The 20378-nt window shown below is 51.6% G+C and carries 16 protein-coding genes; 7 read left to right on the top strand and 9 right to left on the bottom strand.

Annotation, left to right across the window (positions count from 1 at the left end; all coding sequences use genetic code 11):
- Positions 1-82 precede the first annotated feature (82 nt).
- The 4 genes from Q2B33_RS16315 to Q2B33_RS16300 form a co-directional block, all read right to left on the bottom strand.
- Complete coding sequence (locus Q2B33_RS16315) at positions 83-475, bottom strand: metal-dependent transcriptional regulator (RefSeq protein ID WP_300914112.1); 393 nt, start codon at positions 473-475, stop codon at positions 83-85.
- 299 nt (positions 476-774) lie between these two features.
- Complete coding sequence (locus Q2B33_RS16310; protein ID WP_296462213.1) at positions 775-1044, bottom strand: hypothetical protein; 270 nt, start codon at positions 1042-1044, stop codon at positions 775-777.
- Positions 1045-1061: 17 nt separating this feature from the next.
- Complete coding sequence (locus Q2B33_RS16305) at positions 1062-1337, bottom strand: hypothetical protein (RefSeq protein WP_296462216.1); 276 nt, start codon at positions 1335-1337, stop codon at positions 1062-1064.
- 69 nt (positions 1338-1406) lie between these two features.
- Positions 1407-2132 (bottom strand): tetratricopeptide repeat protein, encoded by a 726-nt coding sequence (locus Q2B33_RS16300; RefSeq protein ID WP_300782607.1) that lies wholly within the window; start codon positions 2130-2132, stop codon positions 1407-1409.
- A 347-nt stretch (positions 2133-2479) separates the two neighbouring features.
- On the opposite strand from Q2B33_RS16300, the gene Q2B33_RS16295 reads away from it, so the two are divergent.
- Both Q2B33_RS16295 and Q2B33_RS16290 read left to right on the top strand, forming a co-directional pair.
- Positions 2480-3943, top strand: a complete 1464-nt coding sequence (locus Q2B33_RS16295) for an extracellular solute-binding protein (RefSeq protein WP_300782610.1) — start codon at positions 2480-2482, stop codon at positions 3941-3943.
- 47 nt (positions 3944-3990) lie between these two features.
- The gene (locus Q2B33_RS16290) at positions 3991-7908 is read left to right on the top strand and encodes an ATP-binding protein (RefSeq protein ID WP_300782612.1); all 3918 of its coding nucleotides are present in this window, start codon (positions 3991-3993) and stop codon (positions 7906-7908) included.
- A gap of 50 nt (positions 7909-7958) precedes the next feature.
- Here Q2B33_RS16290 and Q2B33_RS16285 read toward each other — a convergent pair whose 3' ends face one another.
- From Q2B33_RS16285 to Q2B33_RS16265, 5 genes are all read right to left on the bottom strand, one after another.
- Positions 7959-9077, bottom strand: coding sequence for a glycoside hydrolase family 99-like domain-containing protein (locus Q2B33_RS16285; protein WP_300774327.1), 1119 nt, complete (start codon positions 9075-9077; stop codon positions 7959-7961).
- Between the two features lie 67 nt (positions 9078-9144).
- Positions 9145-10068, bottom strand: coding sequence for a carbohydrate ABC transporter permease (locus tag Q2B33_RS16280; RefSeq protein WP_300774325.1), 924 nt, complete (start codon positions 10066-10068; stop codon positions 9145-9147).
- An 11-nt stretch (positions 10069-10079) separates the two neighbouring features.
- The gene (locus Q2B33_RS16275; RefSeq protein WP_330684668.1) at positions 10080-11030 is read right to left on the bottom strand and encodes an ABC transporter permease subunit; all 951 of its coding nucleotides are present in this window, start codon (positions 11028-11030) and stop codon (positions 10080-10082) included.
- 66 nt (positions 11031-11096) lie between these two features.
- Positions 11097-12842: an extracellular solute-binding protein gene (locus tag Q2B33_RS16270; RefSeq protein WP_300774324.1), complete on the bottom strand. Its 1746-nt coding sequence runs from the start codon at positions 12840-12842 to the stop codon at positions 11097-11099.
- Positions 12843-12960: 118 nt separating this feature from the next.
- Positions 12961-13917, bottom strand: a complete 957-nt coding sequence (locus Q2B33_RS16265) for an AraC family transcriptional regulator (RefSeq protein ID WP_300815731.1) — start codon at positions 13915-13917, stop codon at positions 12961-12963.
- Between the two features lie 613 nt (positions 13918-14530).
- Between Q2B33_RS16265 and Q2B33_RS16260 the strand changes: the two genes are divergently transcribed.
- From Q2B33_RS16260 to Q2B33_RS16240, 5 genes are all read left to right on the top strand, one after another.
- Positions 14531-15241, top strand: a complete 711-nt coding sequence (locus Q2B33_RS16260) for a hypothetical protein (RefSeq protein ID WP_300782615.1) — start codon at positions 14531-14533, stop codon at positions 15239-15241.
- Between the two features lie 31 nt (positions 15242-15272).
- On the top strand, positions 15273-16574 hold the full coding sequence (locus Q2B33_RS16255) for a glycosyltransferase family 4 protein (protein WP_300768962.1): 1302 nt from the start codon (positions 15273-15275) through the stop codon (positions 16572-16574).
- Between the two features lie 24 nt (positions 16575-16598).
- Positions 16599-17786, top strand: coding sequence for a glycosyltransferase (locus Q2B33_RS16250; protein ID WP_300768963.1), 1188 nt, complete (start codon positions 16599-16601; stop codon positions 17784-17786).
- A 65-nt stretch (positions 17787-17851) separates the two neighbouring features.
- Positions 17852-18934, top strand: coding sequence for a glycosyltransferase (locus tag Q2B33_RS16245; RefSeq protein WP_300768964.1), 1083 nt, complete (start codon positions 17852-17854; stop codon positions 18932-18934).
- A 131-nt stretch (positions 18935-19065) separates the two neighbouring features.
- Positions 19066-20378 (top strand): nucleotide sugar dehydrogenase (locus Q2B33_RS16240; RefSeq protein ID WP_300822933.1); only part of this gene is annotated, 1313 nt, incomplete at its 3' end.

Here is a 20378-nt window from a genome sequence, read left to right as displayed (position 1 = left end):
CAGTCAGCGTTATGCAGTCTGGTTTCACGGCAAGTGAAATCGTTAAGCAGTATAGATTTGGGAATTGTCGGAAAAGCACGCTTCAGCCACGCCCCAAAACGGACAGGATGCATTTTTTCATTGCCTCATAGCTTTCCGGTGTGATGTCATGCTCCATTTTGCAGGCATCGCCCGCCGCGATTATGGGGTCAACGCCGAGATGGACCAGCCAGTCCGTCAGCAGGGTGTGGCGTTCATAGACGCTTTCCGCGATTTTTCGCCCGTCCTCCGTCAGACTAAGATACCCTTCTTCCGAAACGGTGATGTATCCGCGGTTTTTCAGGTTTTTCACGGCGACGCTCACGCTCGGCTTTGAAAAATTCAGCTCGGTCGCCACATCGACGGAGCGCACCACGGAGAGGCGGCTGCTCAAGATCAGTATTGTTTCAAGGTAATCCTCAAGGGATTCCTCGGCTTTGTGTCGGATATAACTCATGCTATCATCATACTCCTTTCCGGGCTTAAAGCCTTCCCATTAATCAATCCTAACACTTTAGGGAAAAAGGTGCAAGGTCTGACAGTAAAAAGGGTGTTATCGGATTTTATACTGCTTAACGATTTCACTTGCCGTGAAACCAGACTGCATAACGCTGACTGGTTCAATCGCTTGATTGCATTAGGCAGTATTCAGCGTTATGCAGTATATCAGCGGCCACTGACAGGTGTGCCGCATTTTTGAAGAGTATGGGTTAGACTACGCTAACCAAAAAGAAAGCGGATTCCTTTTCTTTGGAATCAAAACCGCACTTTCCCATATGCATCAAGAATCTGGGCAAGCTTTTCCAGCTTGGGGACCGCCGTGCGCAGCGTGCCGGACGGAGATTCGGTCAGCCTGGCGATCTGCTGCATCAGATGGCGGTACTGCTCCCCCTGTGCATCATTCCAGTTCTCGCTGGACTTCATGGAACCTCTGACATTTGCCTGAATCCGTTCTATTTCCTTTATCGTTTTTTGAAGCGTCATCTTCATCTGCCGGATCGCTTCTGCCGATGCGTTAATTGCCATAATCCCATTCCCTCCTCTTATATGTCCAACGCCTCATATGCTTCGATTTCCCGCAACAATGCCTTCAATGTCGTAATGCAGCCGCCCAGCTCCTCGATGGGTTTCGTGAGCGCCGTCGTGCAGTCATTGACGATGCCCCCGAGCTGCTGGTACTTTGCATCCCTCCAGTTAGCGCCCGCCATATCATAAGTGCGCTTCAAATCATGTGATGTCTTGTCAAACTCGTTGATCGAGTGCTCGCACAGTGAAATTGCCCTGGTCACTGCTGCCTTTTCCACGGAAACATTTGCCATTCCAGATACTCTCCTTCCTTTTTCCGCCCATTCCACAATAAAAGCACAGGCGCGTCCATATTCATGCTCCTACATCTCAGAACGTGACAGATTAGCCTTGGCTTTCTCCCGTAGTTCCAGATTCGCGTCCTGTGAGGCGACGCGCTGAAGCCACATCCGTGCCTGCTCCCTGTTCTTTGGCACATCTCCATTATAAAGCATTTCAGCGCACTTATACTGAGCTTTGACATGGTTCCTGTTTGCCGCCTGTTCGAACCAGGTATAGGCTGCTTTCATATCTGTGGGCATTCCATCGCCATTATAATACATCACGGCAAGATTGTACATTGCTTTTACAATGCCTTGCTGCGCAGCCTTTTGAAACCAATCCACCGCTTTTCCCATGTCATGCGCGACGCCTTTCCCATGGTGGTACAGCTTGCCGCATTCAAACTGCGCGTCTTTATGCCCCTGCATAGCGGCTTTCTCATACCAATGGAGTGCTTTCGCCTGATTCGGAGCAGTCCCTTCGCCGTTATAGTACATCTGGGCGCATCTAAATTGCGCGTCTTTGTGCTCCAACGCAGCGGCTTTCTCAAACCACCGAAGAGCAGCCTCCAGATTCGGCGGCGTCCCTTTTCCGTTATAGTATATCCAGCCGCATTCGAACTGCGCTCTGGCAAATCCTTTCTCCGCCAGCTCTTCATACAATCTCAAGGCAGTCTCATACTCCTTTGCGGCATAAGCCTTCTTTGCCGGTTCTGCACTGACAAACCACGCCAAATCTTCAATTTCCGGGAATACATAGGGCTTCACCTGGCATGTGTCCTTCACGGAATCCGTATAGTAAACCGTATTGCCCGTCAGCGCGGCTACGGAAACGCCCGGGATCAAAGCGTCTGCGTCCGCATCATTCAGGGAAAAGACGAACTTTTCCGGAAACTTTGACAGTACATTTTTCCCATAATACATGTTTTCCTTGATGCTCGTAAATTGTGATTGCGGGCAGCCGTATAAAAATGTACGGAAACCTTGTGCGGAGGGGAGATTTGTGATATGCTTTGTTAAACAGCCGGAGATTTCCCGGGCGGACGGCGGCTGCGGAATGTGGAAACAGAATACGGATATAAAAATATGGATATGAAATAGGAAGGAAGCGGCATATGAGAAAAGCGGATGGATTTGTCAAGAGCCTGTTTGTGGAAGGCCTGTGCCTGGCGGCTGTCCTGGGCCTGACAGGATGCGGGGACAAGAGCCCTTTGGATCCCGGGGATCCTGTCTCCCTGACGGTATGGCATTACTATAACGGTTCCCAGCAGGCGGCCTTTGACGCACTGGTGGAGGAATTCAACGAAACGGCGGGCCGGGAGCTGGGGATTTATGTACAGGGCTACAGCCAGGGCTCCGTGTCCGACCTGGAGACTGCGGTGCGGGACGCCATTGGCGGAAAGGTGGGGGCGGACGCCATGCCGGACCTGTTCTCCTCCTACGCGGATACGGCCTATGAGGTGGAGCAGGCCGGCGCCCTGGCCAACCTGTCGGAGTACCTGGACGAGGAGGAGCTGGCGAAGTACGTGGACTCCTACATCGAGGAAGGGCGCATCGCCGCCGACGGTTCCCTGCGGATATTCCCCACGGCCAAGTCCACGGAGATCATGATGCTCAACAAGACGGACTGGGAGCCCTTTGCGGCGGCCACGGGCCTCACCCTGGCGGATCTGGAGACCATGGAGGGCGTCACCGCGGCGGCGGAGGCGTACTATGAGTGGACGGACAGCCAGACGCCGGACGTGCCGGAGGACGGCAGGGCGTTCTACGGCAGGGACGCGGTGGCGAATTATTTCCTGATCGGCATGCAGCAGCTGGGTGTGGAGATCTTCCAGGTGGAGAACGGCAAGGTTACCCTGAACGTGCCCCGGGAGGAGCTGCACCGCCTGTGGGAGAATTATTACGTGCCTATGGTCAAGGGGTATTTCGGGGCCTACGGGTCCTTCCGCTCGGACGATGTGAAGACGGGAGACCTGCTGGCATATACAGGCTCCACGTCCTCCGCCATGTATTTCCCCAATCAGGTGGAGCTGGAGGACGGCAGCTATCCGATCGACTATCTGGTGATGGCGGCGCCCGTGTTCCAGGGCGGGCGGCACATAGCCGTGCAGCAGGGGGCCGGCATGGTGGTCAGCAAGTCCGACGCCAGGCACGAGTACGCTGCCGTGGAATTCCTGAAATGGTTCACGGAGACGGAGAACAACCTGCGCTTCGGCTGCGTGTCCGGCTATCTGCCCGTGCGCAGGGAGGCGGCCAGCGTGTCGGAGCTGGACCGGGTGATCGAGGAGCAGGGGCTTGAGGTGGCTCCTAAGACTTACGACTGCCTGACCACGGTATTCGGCCAGATGGAGGACATGACGCTATACGCCAACAAAAGCTTCGAAAACGGCACGGCGGCCAGGAAGGTGCTGGAGTACCATCTGGCGGACAAGGCGGCGGAGGACCGGGCGGCCGTGGAGGAGGCCCTGGCCCAGGGAAAGAGCCTGGAGGAGGCCGCGGCGGACTATGTGACTGAGGAGAGCTTTGAAGTGTGGTACGGGGCTTTTTGCGAGGCCCTGAAGCAGGCAGTGGGTGAGTAGGATAAATGGAAGGCAGAAGACCGAGCAGAAAAGAGACGAACATATTCATGATTTTTCTGGTTCCGCTGATCGCCATCATGCTGATTCAGAGTCTGATCACCATCGGCACGCTGGTGATGAAGCGGGTCACGGGGATGATGGAGGAATCCTCCGTCAGCATGATGAACCGGCTGGTGGAGAACAGAAAGGTGATCCTGCAGAACGACATGAACCAGAGATGGGCGTCCATCCATGAGCAGGAGGGGGTCCTGGACGGAATCCTGGACGGGGTCCTGGAGGACGCGGATTTGAGCCTGGAGGGGCTGCTTGCCTCGGAGGAGAGGAAGAACGAGCTGTTGGAGCTGTTTTTCCCGGAATGCCTGGACATTCTGCAGAGCCATTCCACCACAGGCATCTTCCTGGTCCTGACGGGAACGGATATGCGGGAGCCCGGGGAGTTCGCCGGCTTCTTCGTCAGGGATTCCGACCCGGATACCAATCCCGCCAACGGCACGGACCTGCTTCTGGAGCGGGGCAGCAAGCTCCTGTCCAGGAAGTGGGACATCCCCCTGGACACCTCCTGGACTACCCGCTTCCGCATGGAGGGGCAGGGCAGGGAGGCTGCGGACAACTATTTCTATGAGCCCTGGAGGGCGGGGACGGAACATGCCGATGCGGACACGGCGGACCTGGGGTACTGGTCGCTGCCCTTCTATCTGGAGAAGGACGGGACGGACTCCTATGAAATGATTACATACTCCGTGCCGCTGCGGCATGAGGGGCAGGTGTACGGCATAATCGGCGTAGAGATTTCCAGCAGACGGCTCTACGATTATTTCCCGGTGGCAGAGCTCAATGACCAGCAGCAGTCAGGGTATCTGCTGGCGGTCAGGGACGGCGACGGCCTTTACAGGCCCATGGTGGGAAAGGGGATCCTCTCCAACCTGGCCAGGTCCTCAGGGAGGGAGCTGGAGCTGCGAGGGACCCGCTACGGCAATCTGTGGCAGGTGGGGGATGTGCGGCTGGAGCGGCAGAACGTGTACGCGGTGGCCTGCCCCCTGAAGCTCTACGGCAACAATGCGCCCTATGAGGATACGGAATGGGTGCTCCTGGGGCTGGATACGGAGGAGGACCTCTTCGGGATGGGCCGCCAGCTCTATCTCTGGCTGGTGGTGGCCATCCTCATCGGGCTGCTCTTCGGCGTGCTGGGCATCTATCTTGTGGTCAGGCACCTGACCAGGCCCTTCCAGTATCTGATGCAGTGCATCAGCCGCGGGAGGGAGGGCCTTTTGGAATTCAGGCCTTCCAACATCCTGGAGATAGATGCCCTGTATGATGTGGTGAAGAACCTGTCGGAGCAGCAGCGGGAGGCAGCGAACATCCTCCTGGAGGAGAAGGAGCGCTACCGCGTGGCACTGGAGTCCTCCAAGGACGTGTTCTTCTCCTATGACGTGCAGAAGCACGAGCTGGACATCGTGAACCATGAGACCATGAGCGGGCTGTGGGACTGCCGTGAATACAAGAGCGGCTTCGTGAATCCCGACTGCATCCACGACGCGGACAGGGAGGAGGCTGTCCGGATCCTGCAGGGCATGGAAGATAAGGCGTACATGGAATTCCGGCTGAAATGGCCCAGCGATTCGGACTATCGGTGGGTGGCGGTATCCGGCAAGGCGGTCTATGATACGGACGGCATGCGGCGCAAGCTTGTGGGGAGCATCCGCAACATCCAGGAGCAGAAGGAGAGGGAGGCCGAACAGCGCAGGAGGAACGCAATGGACGGCATCACGGGCGTGTATACCTTCAGCGCGGGCCTGGAGCAGGTGGAGGCCGACAGAAGGGCGGGTCTTGGCAGCGGCGTCATGGCGGACCTTCTGGTGGGACGGCTGAAGGAGGCCAATGAGAAGAACGGCATCGTATTCGGGGATATGGTGCTGGAGGGGCTGGGAGACCTGATCCGGAGCCGCTGCCGGGCGTATACGGCACAGACAGGGCGGAGGACAGTGGCGCTGCGGCTGGACGGGGACGAGTTCGTCATATGGCTGGATCAGGCGGACAGGAAAGAGGCCTCGGAGTGGATCGAAGGGCTGCTGGAAAGGGCCGGGGCGGACTTTGACAGGGAGCGCTTCGACGTAGCGGTGTGCGCAGGGCTGGTCTGCGGCGTGAAGGAGCATGGGACGGAAGCCCTGATCCGCATGGCGAAGCTGGCCGGGAGGCAGGCGCTGTCCGGTCCGGGAAGAGGGTATGTCTTCTGCGAGGATATCCCGGAGCGGGAGCGCCGGGAGCTTCCGGCCCTGCAGGGGCGGGAGATCATCAGCCTGGACTACGGGGAGGACGTGGGCCTGGTGTCCATAGCGCTGAACCTGTTCGGCAAGGGAGCGAATTTCCCGGCCCAGATGACCTTGATGCTGCGCAAGATCGGCAGATACTATCAGGCCGAAGCAGTGCTGGTGTCCGTGCTGCGGGAGGATTTCTCCGCGAATTACCTGGAATACCAGTGGCGGGCGGACGGGGAGTCCCCGGCGGGGAACGTGCGGAAATACAGGGAAGAGGACAGGGAGGCCTTCCGCGGCTGGCTGGGCCAGGAGGAGGTAAAGTGGTTCTCCGGGGAGGACAGCGCTCTGGAGCTTCTGCAGTGCTTTCTGGGCGTGGCGCCCGGGCAGTACGGCGCGGCGCTGCCCATGTACGACAATGGCAGCTATATGGGGAACATCTGTATCCTGGGCCTTGGGCAGGAACAGGCCCTTGACTCTGAGCGGCACCAGAACCTGGCGGAGCTGGGCAGGGTGATCCAGAGCCAGATGAACCAGCAGCAATACGACATCGCCAGCAAGGCGAAGTCGGAATTCCTGTCCCGCATGAGCCATGAGATACGGACGCCTATGAACGGGATCATCGGCATGACGGAGATCGCGCTGCAGCAGGGGCAGGGCCAGGAGCGGATCATGGACTGCCTGCAGAAGATACAGTCCTCCTCCGGCTATCTGCTGGGACTGATCAACGATATCCTGGACATGTCCAAGATCGAGAGCGGGAAGATGAAGCTGGAGGCGGACGATTTCGATATCTACGACATGCTGGATACCATAAAGGAGCTGGTAGCGCCTCAGGTAGCGGCAAAGGAGATCGACTTCGTGCAGGACATCCGGCTGGCCCATCAGTGGCTGTATGCGGATCGTATGCGGATCAGCCAGGTGCTGATCAACCTCCTGGGGAACGCAGTGAAGTTCACGCCGGTGAGGGGAAGGGTGACGCTGGAGGTCTGGGAGAAGGAGGCCGGGGAAGAAGGGATCCTGGTGTCCTTCGCGGTGCGGGATACGGGAATCGGCATCGCAAAGGAAGACAGGGACAGAGTCTTCCGTTCCTTTGAGCAGGCCTCCGGCAGGAATCCCTCCAAACAGCAGGGCACGGGCCTGGGCCTTTCCATCAGCAGCCGCCTGATCCAGATGATGGGCAGCGCGATCCGCCTGGACAGCGAGCCCGGGGAGGGCAGCACCTTCAGCTTCGCCATCCGGCTTGGGCTGGGACAGAAAAGGCAGACGGAGGAGAGGCAGGAGGCGGTGTCCTTCGAGGGCTATCATATCCTGGTGGTGGAGGACAATGAAATCAATGCGGAGATTGCCCAGTGCCTGCTGGAGGAGCGGGGCTTCGCGGTGGACTGCGTCTACGACGGGGCCCAGGCCGTGGAGAGGATCCGCTCCACGAAGCCAGGTACCTATGACGCGATTCTGATGGACATCCTGATGCCGGTGATGGACGGCCTGGAGGCCACCCGCGCCATCCGTGCCATGGACCGGGAGGACTGCAGGACCATACCCATTGTGGCCATGTCCGCCAATGCCTTTGACGATGACCTGAAGAAATCCGTGGAATGCGGCATGAACGGCCATCTGTCCAAGCCGGTGGAGGTGGATAAGCTGTACAGGACCCTGGACGGGATCGTCCGCGGAAAGGACAGGGAAAAGCGTGGGGAACATGGAGAATAGGGAAAAGAAAAGCTAAAAGATTCCGCCCGGAGGCGTCCGGGCGGATTTTTTTACAGGGAGCCCTCCGGGGCGGCGAACACTTCCCGGATGGCCTCCAGATAGCCGTATCCGTACAGGTCGTCGGGCTCCAGATAGCTGGTCTCCGTCCACTCGTTCCAACTGTTGACCGTAATCAGGGGCGGCTGCCCGGGATGTGCGTCGGCGTAGGCCTTTGCCATCAGCAGGGCCTGCCTCACCGCCTCCGGGGTATTGTTCTTTACGATGCCCTCCCGCATGCCGGTGAACCGCGGATTGTTGTCCCAGCCTACGGAGACATGGGGGAAGTAGGGGATGTCCCACTGGCTTTCCAGCCGCGCCCACTCTGCCTTCACATCCGCGAGGATCTCCCCGTAGTCTCTGTCGATATCGGTGAAATGGACGAACTGGTAGTGGCTGATGCTGGAGAAGCCAAGCAGGCTTCCTATGCCGCTGTAGCTTCCCCTGTCCCCGGAGTCCACGCCGGACAGGTCCGGCACCCGGCCATATACGGTGAGCTGCAGGTGCAGATCCGGGAACCCGGCCCTGACGGTCTCCGCCCGGAACCATTTCAGGGCCTGCGCCGTCTCCTCCATGCCGCCCAAGCCCTCCACCAGATTGCACAGGTCGTAAATCTGGAACACCGGCGCACCGTCGATGCGGTAGTAGTTGGGCTGGCTGAAATACCGGTCTATGATCCGGCGGCAGGCCCGTTCAAATCCCTGCCTGTCCGTGGCGCCCTTCCAGATGACATTCTTCTGATCCTGGGACAGGCGCTTGTCCCAGAGGTTGTTGGCGTCATGGTTGGCCCACATCAGGTAGAATTTCATGCGGTCACGGTTCCCGGCCTTCAGAAAGCCATCGTTCAGGCAATTCTCCAGAAACGGTCTGTCGTCATACCAGTACCAGTCGTAGATGAATACATTCACCCCGTGGTCGGCCGCGGCCGCGATCTCCATCTCCATCACATAGGGGTCGGCCTCGTTCACGTATCCCCAGAGGGGCTTCCTGGGCCAGCTATGGCCGGGGAATTTCGGCACGGCATCCTTCACCGACTGCCATTCACCCATGCCCTGGGGCCAGAACATCCGGGTGCGGGGCTCGTCGCCGGTGTAGGCCGGCCATATGTAGGCGGCTATGTCGTAGGTTTTCATAAAAATGGTTTCCTTTCTTTTTTCATGCCCGTCCGGTGCCTGCGGGCAGCCTTTGCGATTGTTTCATTCAGCCTTTGACGCTGCCCACGGTCAAGCCCTTCATGAAATATTTCTGCACGAAAGGATAGACGGCCAAAATGGGTGCGGCCGCGATGAATATCTGGGCCGACTTCAGCGTGCGGTCTGATACGGTGCTCATCATCTCCAGGGTCTCCTTGCTGGCGGTGGCCAGCAGGGCGGTGTCGCGGACGACGATGATGCTCTGCAGATAGGTCTGCAGCGGATAATTGGCCGGATCCGTCATGTAGATCATGCCCGCGAACCATTCGTTCCAGTGGCCCACCACGGTGAACAGGGTGATGGTGGCCAGGGATGGCAGGGACAGGGGCAGATAGAGCTGAGCCAGGATGCGCAGGTGCCCGGCGCCGTCCATCATGGCCGATTCCTGGATTTCCTTCGGAATCTGCTTGAAGAAGTTCATCAATATGATGACGTTGAACACGGGCACGGCTCCGGGCAGGATCAAGGCCCAGATTGTGTTCATGAGATTTAGCTGATTCACCACCATGAACTGAGGGATAAGGCCGCCTGAAAAAACCATGGTGATGAACATGAACCAGGCATAGATATTCCTGCCTTTCAGCTCCCTGGAGCTTTTGGACAGCGGGTATGCTGTCAGGACCGTGCAGGTCATATTGATGACGAGGCCCAGAATCACGCGCTTCACAGAAGTCAGGAATGAGGTGAGGAACTGGGGCTTCGTAAGGGCGTATTTATAGGACTGCAGATTGAACTCCAGCGGAACCAGGCCTACCAGCCCGGCGCTGGCTTTTGCGGAGCTGGAAAATGAGATGGCCAGGACATTGATGATGGGCAGCAGGCAGACGATGGCGGCTGCCCCGAGGAAGACATAATTGAAGATGTCGAAAACAAGGCTGCCGTTCCGGACATGCTTGCTGGTGTATTTTTGCTTTTCTTTCTTTTCTTGCATGGACAAACCTCCTAGAATACCCGGTAATCGGCGAATTTATAGGCAAGCGTGTATCCGATGGAAATGAACGCGAAGGAGACCACTGATTTGAACAGCCCCATGGCGCTGGCGATGCCGTATTGGTTGTTCTGGAGGCCGATGCGGTAGACAAAGGTGTCTATGATATCCCCGGTGCTCATGACGCTTGGATTGTACAGGTTCAGAATCTGGTCGAAGCCTGCGTTCAGGATATTTCCAAGGCTCAGGGTGGCCATCAGCACGACGATTGGCGTGATGCCGGGCAATGTCACATACCGCACCTGCTTTAAGCGGTTGGCCCCGTCGATTTTGGCGGCATCGTACAGCTCCATGTCGATGGAGGTGATTGCCGCAAGGTACACGATGGTCCCGTATCCGAAGCCCTTCCACACATCGGAGACGATCAGCACCCAGGGGAACGCGTTTTCGCTGCCCAGGAAAAAGACCGGTTCTATGCCGAACCTTCCCAGGACCTGGTTCACGATGCCCGTGGACGGGGACAGGATATCGATCAGAATCCCGCTTAAGACGATCCAGGACAGAAAGTAGGGGATGTAGATCAGGGTCTGTATGCTCCGCTTATACCCGCTGTGCTTTACCAGGTCCAGCAGAATGGCGAAGAGGATCGGCACCACCAGGCCCAGCAGCATCTTCATGAAAGCGATGAAGACAGTATTGTATAATATCTGGCCGGTATTCGGCATCCTGAATACATATTTAAAATTGTCCAGCCCCACCCAGGGGGAACGGAAGAATCCGAGGCGAGGATTGTACCGTTCAAAAGCTATCAGAATTCCGGACATCGGATAATACGAAAATACCAGCAGAAGGATGACCATGGGCAGCAGCATCAGGTGGAGCACCCATTGACGCTTGAAGCCCGCGGAAAAACGCTTCAGGAAGCTGTCGGTTCCGGAAGACGGCTTCGCTTTTTTGCCATTCATGCAATCGCTCCTTTCTCTTATGGGAACGCGGGAGAAACAGGTGCCTGTCCCTCCCCGCGCGTCCGTTTATCTGCCGATCAGCTCGTTCACTTCCCGGGTGATCTGCTCTCCGCCCAGGGAGGCCCACTGGGCGGCAAAATCATCGAAGCTGTCCACAGGAGTGTCGCCGGTTATCATCTTGGTATAGTTTTCTCTGATCAACTGGTCCAGAATCACGTTGTAGGCCGCCATGCCCTCCGTATTGCCCAGAGTGTACAGGTTCTGGAGCCTCTGGTTGTTCTGCTCATAGCTTTCCACAACGGAGAACGCGCCTTCGGGGCCGCTCCAGATATATGTTGCGTAGTAGGAGGGGTTGTTCTCCGGGTCGTTCATGTATGCCTCTACCTGCCCGGCGTTATCGGATACCCAGGAATTCTCCAGCTGGGATTCATCCCCTTCCAGGTAGGCCTTCACACCCCGGTGGATGTAAAGATTCTGCTGTGGGTAGAAGGTCTTTAATACCGCCCAGTCCATTGCCCATTCAGGGTGATCCCCTACAACGCCAGTGATATGATAGGTATTATCATAATCAGGCGATAGTGCGCAATCTTTTTGATAAAAATAATTGTACATGTCCATGACTGCCTCAGGATGCTCACAGTCTATGCTTATCACATAGTAGCCATTTGCGCTGCCGCTTACCATGACCTGGGGCAGGGCTCCGTCGAGACCGGGAATCGGATAGGGCATCCAGTCCGCATCCGGATTCAGGCTCCTGGCATCCGGGAAGGGCCAGAAAGCATTGCCGTGGGAACCGAAGGTGATGCCCACTTTACCCGCGACGACATCCTCGGACACTTTGCTGGTGTCCTTGGCGATGAACTCCTGATCGATTATGCCTGACTCATACCACCTGTGCACGGTCTCCAGTACGCTCTTCATTTCCGGCTGCACCAGGCCGAAAGCAGCCTTGCCGTCCTTCTCCACCCAACCGCTGTGCGCGCCGAAGATTTCCATGATGCCGGTCAAGTCGCAGAAAGCATTGCCGTATACATCGCTGGAGAGCGCGATGCCATAGGTGTCGTCCTGTCCGTTTCCATCCGGGTCTTCCGAGACGAAAGCCTGGGCCAGGTCTTCCAGCTCTGCCAGAGTGGTGGGAGCTTTCTTGTCCAGCTTCTCCATCCAGTCCCTGCGGATCCACATAATCGGTACATTGTCATGGTTGCCGCCTACGTTGGGGAGCGCATACAGGCCGCCGTTCATCTTGCACTGCTCCAGTGCGGTATAATCGTCAGCTTCCATCATCTCTCTGGTGAAGTCGCTGGCATTCTGCTCGAACAGGTCGGTGAGCTCCATGACCATGCCGTTGTCCACCAGAGTCTTGAGCTGCGAGCTGCTCACGTTGAACACATCCGGGATATCGCCGGCGGATATCTGGGCGTTCAGCTTATCCTGATACTGGGTGCCCGGTACGGACCACAGATTCTCCACATGGATGCCCAAATCCTTTTCATAGCCGTTGTACCAGCTATTGTTGGTCTGTACATCGTCTTTTACGCCGATGTACTGCTGCATGGCATCCGACAGGCTCACCACGGTGGTGATGGTGATGAGGCCGCCATTGTCTGCAGCCTGGTCGTTCGCGGCGCTTTCGGAAGATTCCTCCGAAGGCTTCTCATCTGACTGGCCAGAGGCCGTGCCCTCGGTCTTGCTTTCCTGCTGGCTGCCGGATGGATCCGAAGAGGCGTCCCCGCCGCCGGAACCGCATGCGCCGGTGAAAAACGCAGCGGCACAGACGATGGATAAAAGTTTCAGCGTTCTTTTCTTTGCCATAATAAATCCTCCTGACTTTCGTCTGCTGATTTACAGTTGTCAAGAGGATTATAGTACCCATTTTGTAAAAATGCCATGTACAAAAAGGGCGATAATTTGTACTTTTAGACAAAAGGGCTTACTTTATACATGTATCCGCATACTTTTTGGGCGATATGCCCACTTTCCGCTTGAACAGCTTGCTGAAATAGAAGACGTCGTCATAGCCGAGCATATATGCCACTTCGCTTACATTGTACCGCCCGGTCTGGAGCAGCTCCTTGCCCTTCTGAATCCGGCATTCGATGGCATAGGCCTTGGGCGTCCTGGACATGACGCTCTTGAAGATGGCGCGGAACTTCTGGGGCGGCATGCCGTATTCCAGGGCGATCTGAGCCATGTCCATGCGCTCCTCCTGGCTGTTCATCAGGCTCTGGAGGTAGCGGTTCACCACTTCCGCGCCGTCCAGGCCGTTGCTCTCAGGGGGATTGTGGACCTCCTGTATGACCATGTATATCAGCTCGTAGAACAGGGACTTCACCAGGATTTCATGGCCGAAGCACTGGCTCTGGAACCGGGCCAGCAGCCTGGCGAACAGCTCCCGGAGCCGGGCATGGTCATGTATCAGTATCTTGGTGGGGAAGGAGATGCCGTTGAGGGAATAGACAGTTCTCCCAGCAAGCTTTTTGTCCACGGGCATCTCGATCAGGTCTGCCTTGACCAATCCCAGGTTCTCCGGAATATAGACATCCTCGTTGAAGGATTCGGAATCATCGTAGAAGAAATCGAAGTGGACGCCATAGTACCAGCAGTGCTGCCCGGGCGTTATCTTCAGCCGGTTCTTCAGGAAAGGGGGGATGATGCACAGCTCGTTCTCCCGGAATTCGATATCCTGGTCTTCAAAGGACAATGTGATGGAGCCGCTGTCCACGAAGAAGAGGAAGTTGTCGTACAAAATGCGCCAGGGGAGATAATAGTTGACGTCTCCTTCTATATATTGGACATATCTCACATAGAGGTTCATTTCGTTGAAATTGATGGTGTGTTCCATGGGGGCCTCCTTCCGCCGGTCTGTGGCGCCGGTTTTGTTATCCATAATTGTATTATACTGTTTTCTGCTGCTTGCACAAGTGGTTTCTGCCGGGCAGGGAAAGTGGGTCATTGGGATTGGCGGTGGTTTAAGGCCTGGGAGGAGGGGATTTAGGAGGTTCTTATATAAAAAAAGTTCGCCTTACTGGCTTGTAAGGCGAACATTCTTATTGCTTCTAACATTTTATACCTTATATGGGTGCAGTGCAAGCTTATTTTCATTTTTGTCAATATCTTCTAAATTCCATCGGATTTCCAGATTCTTTTTATATATTCTGTCGGAAAATATTTGCTGAATTATCGTAGTTTTCTTGCAGCAACAACTTTCAGAGCATTCCTGAAACAGGCTTCTCGGAGCCGGCAGGGCCCAAAAAGTTCGCCTTACAAGCCAGTAAGACGAACCTTCATGACATGTGCCATGGCCGCTTGGGGAATGGCTCCATGGTCTTGCTGCCATGGATGGGAACAGGCTGATGTGATGGATGGATATGGAGTGTGGAATGCCGGAGATAGCTGCAAATTGTCATAAATCATATAGTCGGAAGCAAGGACAGGATTCTGTTGCCGGGCCGTACAATCGAAAGCGGGAGCGGCTTTCGGTTGTCGAGCATTATGAAAGGATGCGGGAACTGGGGTGTTTTACCCTGCAGGACGTGGCTGACATGGTGGGAGACCGGTCGGCGGTGGCTTATCTGGTGAATGATTACCAGAGGAAGGGGTATATCGACAGGATACACCGCAATCTGTACACCGTGATGGACGCGGAGACGGGGGAGCCTGCGCTGAACCGATACCAGATTGGCAGCAGGCTGTTCCCCGATGCGTATGTCGCCTTGGGAAGCGCCTTCGAGGTGTGGGGGTATGCCCCCAGGCGGGGGAACGAGGTCTTCGTGGCCACCGGGACGCGGTTCACCGATTTCCGGTATAACGGGGTATTCTACCGGAGGGTGCATGCCAAGGCCGGGGCCAGCACAGCATGGGTCGCGGGAACCCGGGCCACCGGCCTGGAGCAGACAGTGGTGGACAGCCTGCACAGCTTCCAGGGAGAGGCCGGGCTGGAGGATACAGTGGAATGCATCATGCGGCTGCCGCGGTTGGACGCGGACAAGCTGTTGGAATGCCTGGAAAGGTATGGGAATGGGTATCTCTATCAGAAGTGCGGGTATGTGCTGGAGCAACTGCAGGAGTATGTGGGGCTTCCGGAGGAGTTCTACCGGGAGTGCAGGGAGCATTGCGCCAGTACGGTGCGGTATATGATCAAGGGGGCGGAGGGGTTGGTTTATCATAAGGGGTGGGGGGTTTATGGGCCTTGCTTGAGAGGATGGGAATAACTTAAAAGCTATTTTAGTGGATGGTCTGAAAATGATAAGTACTGAAAATAATTTAGCAAAGAAATACAGGAATGGTAATAAACTGTTGATTTATGCACACTATTACATACCAGATGCTGCTTCGACAGGACAGATTCTCTGTGAACTTGCAGAGAGCATAAAAGATAGATTTGACATTACAATAATTTGTGTGGTGCCTTCTTATCTTGGAATTATTGACAATAGGTATAAGATAAGAAGATACTATGAAGAAAATATTAATGGAGTGAAGATTCTCCGTATCCGAGTACCAGAATTTAGAAAGGCTGATAAGAAGAGCCGCATTAGAAATATCATTTCTTATTTTTTTGGTGCAATGGGTGCCACTTTCAGAGTTGGAAAGATGGATTATATATTCTCCATTTCTCAACCACCTATTCTTGGGGGATTGCTAGGAGTATGGGGAAAATGGGTAAAGCATGCTAAGTATATTTATAACATTCAGGACTTCAATCCAGAGCAGTTAATCTCTGTTGGCTATACAATGAATAGAAAGCTAACGGATATCATGATGTGGATTGATAAATTCAGCTGCAGGCAGAGCGACCTTGTCATCACAGTGGGACGTGACCTTGTTGAGACAATGGAAAACCGTTTTGTGGGGAAGAGAGTTCCTAATACATTGATGATTAATAATTGGGTCGATGAAAGTAGGATTTACCCACTGCCAGAGAATCATCCAGGTGTAATTGAGTTTAAAAGAAAGTATGGACTGGATGATAAATTCGTTATTATGTATTCTGGAAATATTGGTCTATATTATGATCTTGAAAATCTAATTAAGGTTATTGGAAAGTTCAAAACCGGGACAAGGGCAGTGGATAGACGAGAAGTGCTTTTTGCCTTTGTTGGAGCAGGTTCAATGCTGGATAGACTGGTGCTTTATGTGAATGAACACCATATGGACAATGTAGTATTTATTCCATATCAGGAGAAAGCAGATATAATCTATAGCCTTAATGCAGGGGATGTTCATTGGTGTGTGAATGCAAAGGGAATAAAGGGCGTAAGCTGCCCATCTAAAGCATATGGAATCATGGCAGTTGGAAAGCCGATGATTGGATGCCTTGAAGCCGGAACGGAAATCAGATGCCTTATTGAGAACAGCGATTGTGGGAAGTGTTGCGAACCGGGAGGATATAGTGATGTGGAAGAAATTATTCATTGGTACATAGACAATGCTAATACTGAAAAAGTAATGCAGATGGGTATGAACGGGCGCAAGTACCTGGAAAAAAATCTGGGTAGAAATATGAGTATAGAGAGGTATGCAGAGGAACTTCTGAAGTTGTAAAGATAAGGGTGTAAGGTGATAGTGATGAAGATTTTACAGATTAATACCTTTGGCAATTTGAGTACAGGGAAGATAGCAGCCGATCTTTCTCGAACTCTCCGCGATAACGGTCATGATAGTTTGGTTGCGTTTACAAGGAATGCCATAGCGAAAGATATTCATCATATTCAGTTTGGCTCTATATGGAGTGTTTATGCGGATGGAATCATGACCCGTTTTACCGACAAGGCTGGCTTTTATTCAAAACTTCCTACAAGAAAGCTGATTGAGCGGATTATAGATTATAATCCAGATATAATTCACCTTCACAACTTACATGGTTACTATATTAATATAGAATTGTTATTTAATTTTCTGAGAGAATATAACAAACCAGTAATTTGGACACTACATGATTGTTGGAGTTTCACGGGACATTGTTGTAATTTTGAGTTTATAGGATGCATGAAGTGGAAGACAGGATGTCAAAATTGTGAACAGAGGAATAGGTATCCTGCCAGCCTATATAAGGATAATTGTGTATGGAATTTCCGAACAAAAAGAAATCTTTTTACTAGTATTGGAAAGATGGTTCTGGTTAGTCCGTCGCAATGGATGAAAAATTTGGCTATGCAGTCCTATATGGGAAAATATCCGATTGAAGTTATTAGAAATGGTGTGGATTTGGACACATTTAAGCCAGTGCACGGGGATTGGGTAAAAAGGAATAATCTTATTGGTAAAAAGATTGTTCTGGGGGTAGCAGGGACTTGGGATTCCCGAAAAGGATTAGCAGATATTATAAAGCTTTCTAATATTTTGCCGGATGATTATAAGACAGTAGTCGTTGGGCTGACAAAAAAGCAAAAAAAACAAATTCCTGGTAATATTTTAGGAATTGAAAGGACATATGACAGCAGGGAACTTGCTGAAGTTTACAGTGCAGCACATATATTTGTCAATCCAACATATGAGGATAATTTCCCCAGTGTAAACTTAGAAGCATTGGCTTGTGGGACACCAGTTCTGATGTATAGAACAGGTGGTGGGCCAGAGATTATTACCGATCAGATTGGAGCAGTTATTCCACAGGGAGATATTGAAGCGATGAAATCTAAAATATTGTCGATGAAGACAGCAAAATATAATTGTAATAAAATTACTCGGAATTTTGACAGGAGTCGATGCTATAAGGAATACCTTAAGCTATACCAAAAGGTGTTAAGTGATTGAATCTATAAATAATTGCAGAGTGGTTTATTAGTGTTATAGTCATTAAAACTGAAGGATAACTATCAATGAAAAGTATTGCTATTTTACAGCCATATGTACCCCATTACAGAAATGAATTCTTTGAGAGTCTTGAAAAAAATTTAAGGCGGATGGATATTTTTGTATATAATACATTAGAAATGGCAAAGAAAAATGGGTTCAATGTGTCGGATAAAGAAATTGGTTATTTGCCTAATATTAGTGTCAAGGGTATCCTGATATATAATCCATTCTATTTGACTAAAACCCAGTATGAAGGATTGGTTCTGCCGCTTCATTTTGCGCATATAACAACATGGATTCTTTTGTTTACAAAGAGGATTCACAAGAAAAAGCTTGTTTTATGGGGGCAGGGAATATCTGTAAAGAGGTATCTAAAAGAAGAAAAGCAACCTGACTGGAAGTTAAAATTGATGATTAATATGGCGGATGGAGTATTGTTCTACACGGAAAAAGAAAAGAAAATGTGGAACGATAGGTTTCCGAATAAAATGATGGTTGCTTTGAACAACACATTGTCAGGAGTTAAATCCATTGTTGATTATAAATTTCCTGGGTTAAAAGACGAACTAAAAAGAAAATATGGTATAAAAGAAGAAATTATTTTTATTTTTTGTGCTAGGTTTGAGTCAATCTATAGAAGAATAGATTTACTGCTTAATACTATACATAGGCTTGATTCAGATAAGTTTGGTTTTATCATTATTGGGAATGGGAAAAACAAGCCAGATTTTTCTTTATACCCAAATGTATATGACTATGGTGCAGTTTATGATACTGAAAAAAAACACGAATTATTTACTATGGCAGACGCTTATTATCAACCCAGTTGGATGGGGCTTTCTATTGTTGAAGCTATGGCTTATGGAAAAGCGGTTTTGACCTTTCAAAGAAGTGAAGAAACAAAACAAGGTGTTGAATATGCTTACATAAAGTCTGGAGAAAATGGTTTATTATTTTCAGACATGGAGGATTGTATAACACAGATTGAAAGACTCTCTATTGAAGAAATGTCTCGACTTGGTAGTAATGCTCGTGAGTTTGTAAAAAAGTTTTTGACTATTGACAAAATGGTTAATAACGCACTGATGGTTATAAATAGTTTATGACCGCTATATTAATTTTCAAAAGATGATGATGCATGAAACCATGAACCCTGCAACGTAATCATTCATCATCTACTGGAGTGATGGAAGAATATATTCAGCGGTTGTACCACAAAATGAATGGAGGGAAGAAAATGAGATTGTTCAATAGGATTATAGATAAAGAAGAAAATCTGGCTCTTGTAGGACTTGGATATGTTGGTATGCCAATTGCAGTAGCATTTGCACAAAAAGGTATCCACGTAATAGGCTTTGATTTAAATGATGAAAAGATTGCTCTGTATAAATCCGGCATTGATCCAACAAAAGAGGTGGGAGATGAGACGATATCTCAGACTAGCGTTGAATTTACATCTAATGAAAAGGATTTGAGAAGAGCAAAATTTATTATTATGGCAGTACCAACACCTGTAAACACTGACCACACGCCAGATCTCAAGCCAGTTATTGGTGCATCTGAAATAGTGGGTCGTAACCTGGTGCCAGGTTCTATCATTGTCTATGAGTCTACAGTATATCCCGGTTGCACAGAGGATGTATGTATTCCAATTCTTGAGCGTGAGTCTGGTCTTAAGTGTGGCGTGGATTTTAAGGTAGGATACAGCCCCGAGCGTATAAATCCTGGTGATAAGGTTCACTGCTTGGAAAATATTCAAAAAATTGTTTCCGGTATGGATACAGAATCCTTGGCAGAAATACAGGATGTCTATAATATTGTAATCAAAGCTGGAACTTATCCCGTTTCAAGTATTCGTACAGCGGAAGCGGTTAAGGTTGTGGAGAACAGCCAGAGAGATATTAACATTGCATTTATGAATGAGTTGGCTATGGTGTTTGACCGTATGGATATAGATACAAATGAAGTTGTAGACGGCATGAATACCAAATGGAATGCTCTCGGGTTTCGGCCGGGTTTAGTTGGGGGACATTGTATTGGAGTTGATCCATACTACTTTACATATGAGGCTGAGAAGCTCGGCTATCATAGTCAGATTATCCTGAATGGTCGTATTGTCAATGACAGCATGGGTGCATACGTTGCCAACACTGCCATTAAAAAAATGATTGAAGCAGGCCAGGCCCCTAAGAAAAGCAAGGTTGTTATATTTGGCCTCACCTTTAAGGAGAACTGTCCTGATATAAGAAACAGCAAAGTTGATGATATTATAAAGCAACTTAATAAATATGGCATTGATCCAAGTGTAGTGGATCCATGGGCTTCTGAGCGAGATGCAATACATGAATATGGAGTAAGGCTTACTGATATGGAGGATGTGGTTGATGCCGACTGTATAATCGTTGCTGTTGCGCACAATGAATTTAAGGTATTGCGGCTCTCGGATATTAATAAATTTTTCAAAATGGTGCCTGATGATGAGAAAGTGCTTATAGATGTGAAAGGCCTGTATAGAGTTGATGATTTAAAAGATTCTGGATTTCGATGGTG

The sequence above is a fragment of the uncultured Acetatifactor sp. genome (genome assembly GCF_948601915.1).
GTDB lineage: Bacteria > Bacillota > Clostridia > Lachnospirales > Lachnospiraceae > Acetatifactor.
This window is presented reverse-complemented; position numbering and strand designations above follow the sequence as displayed.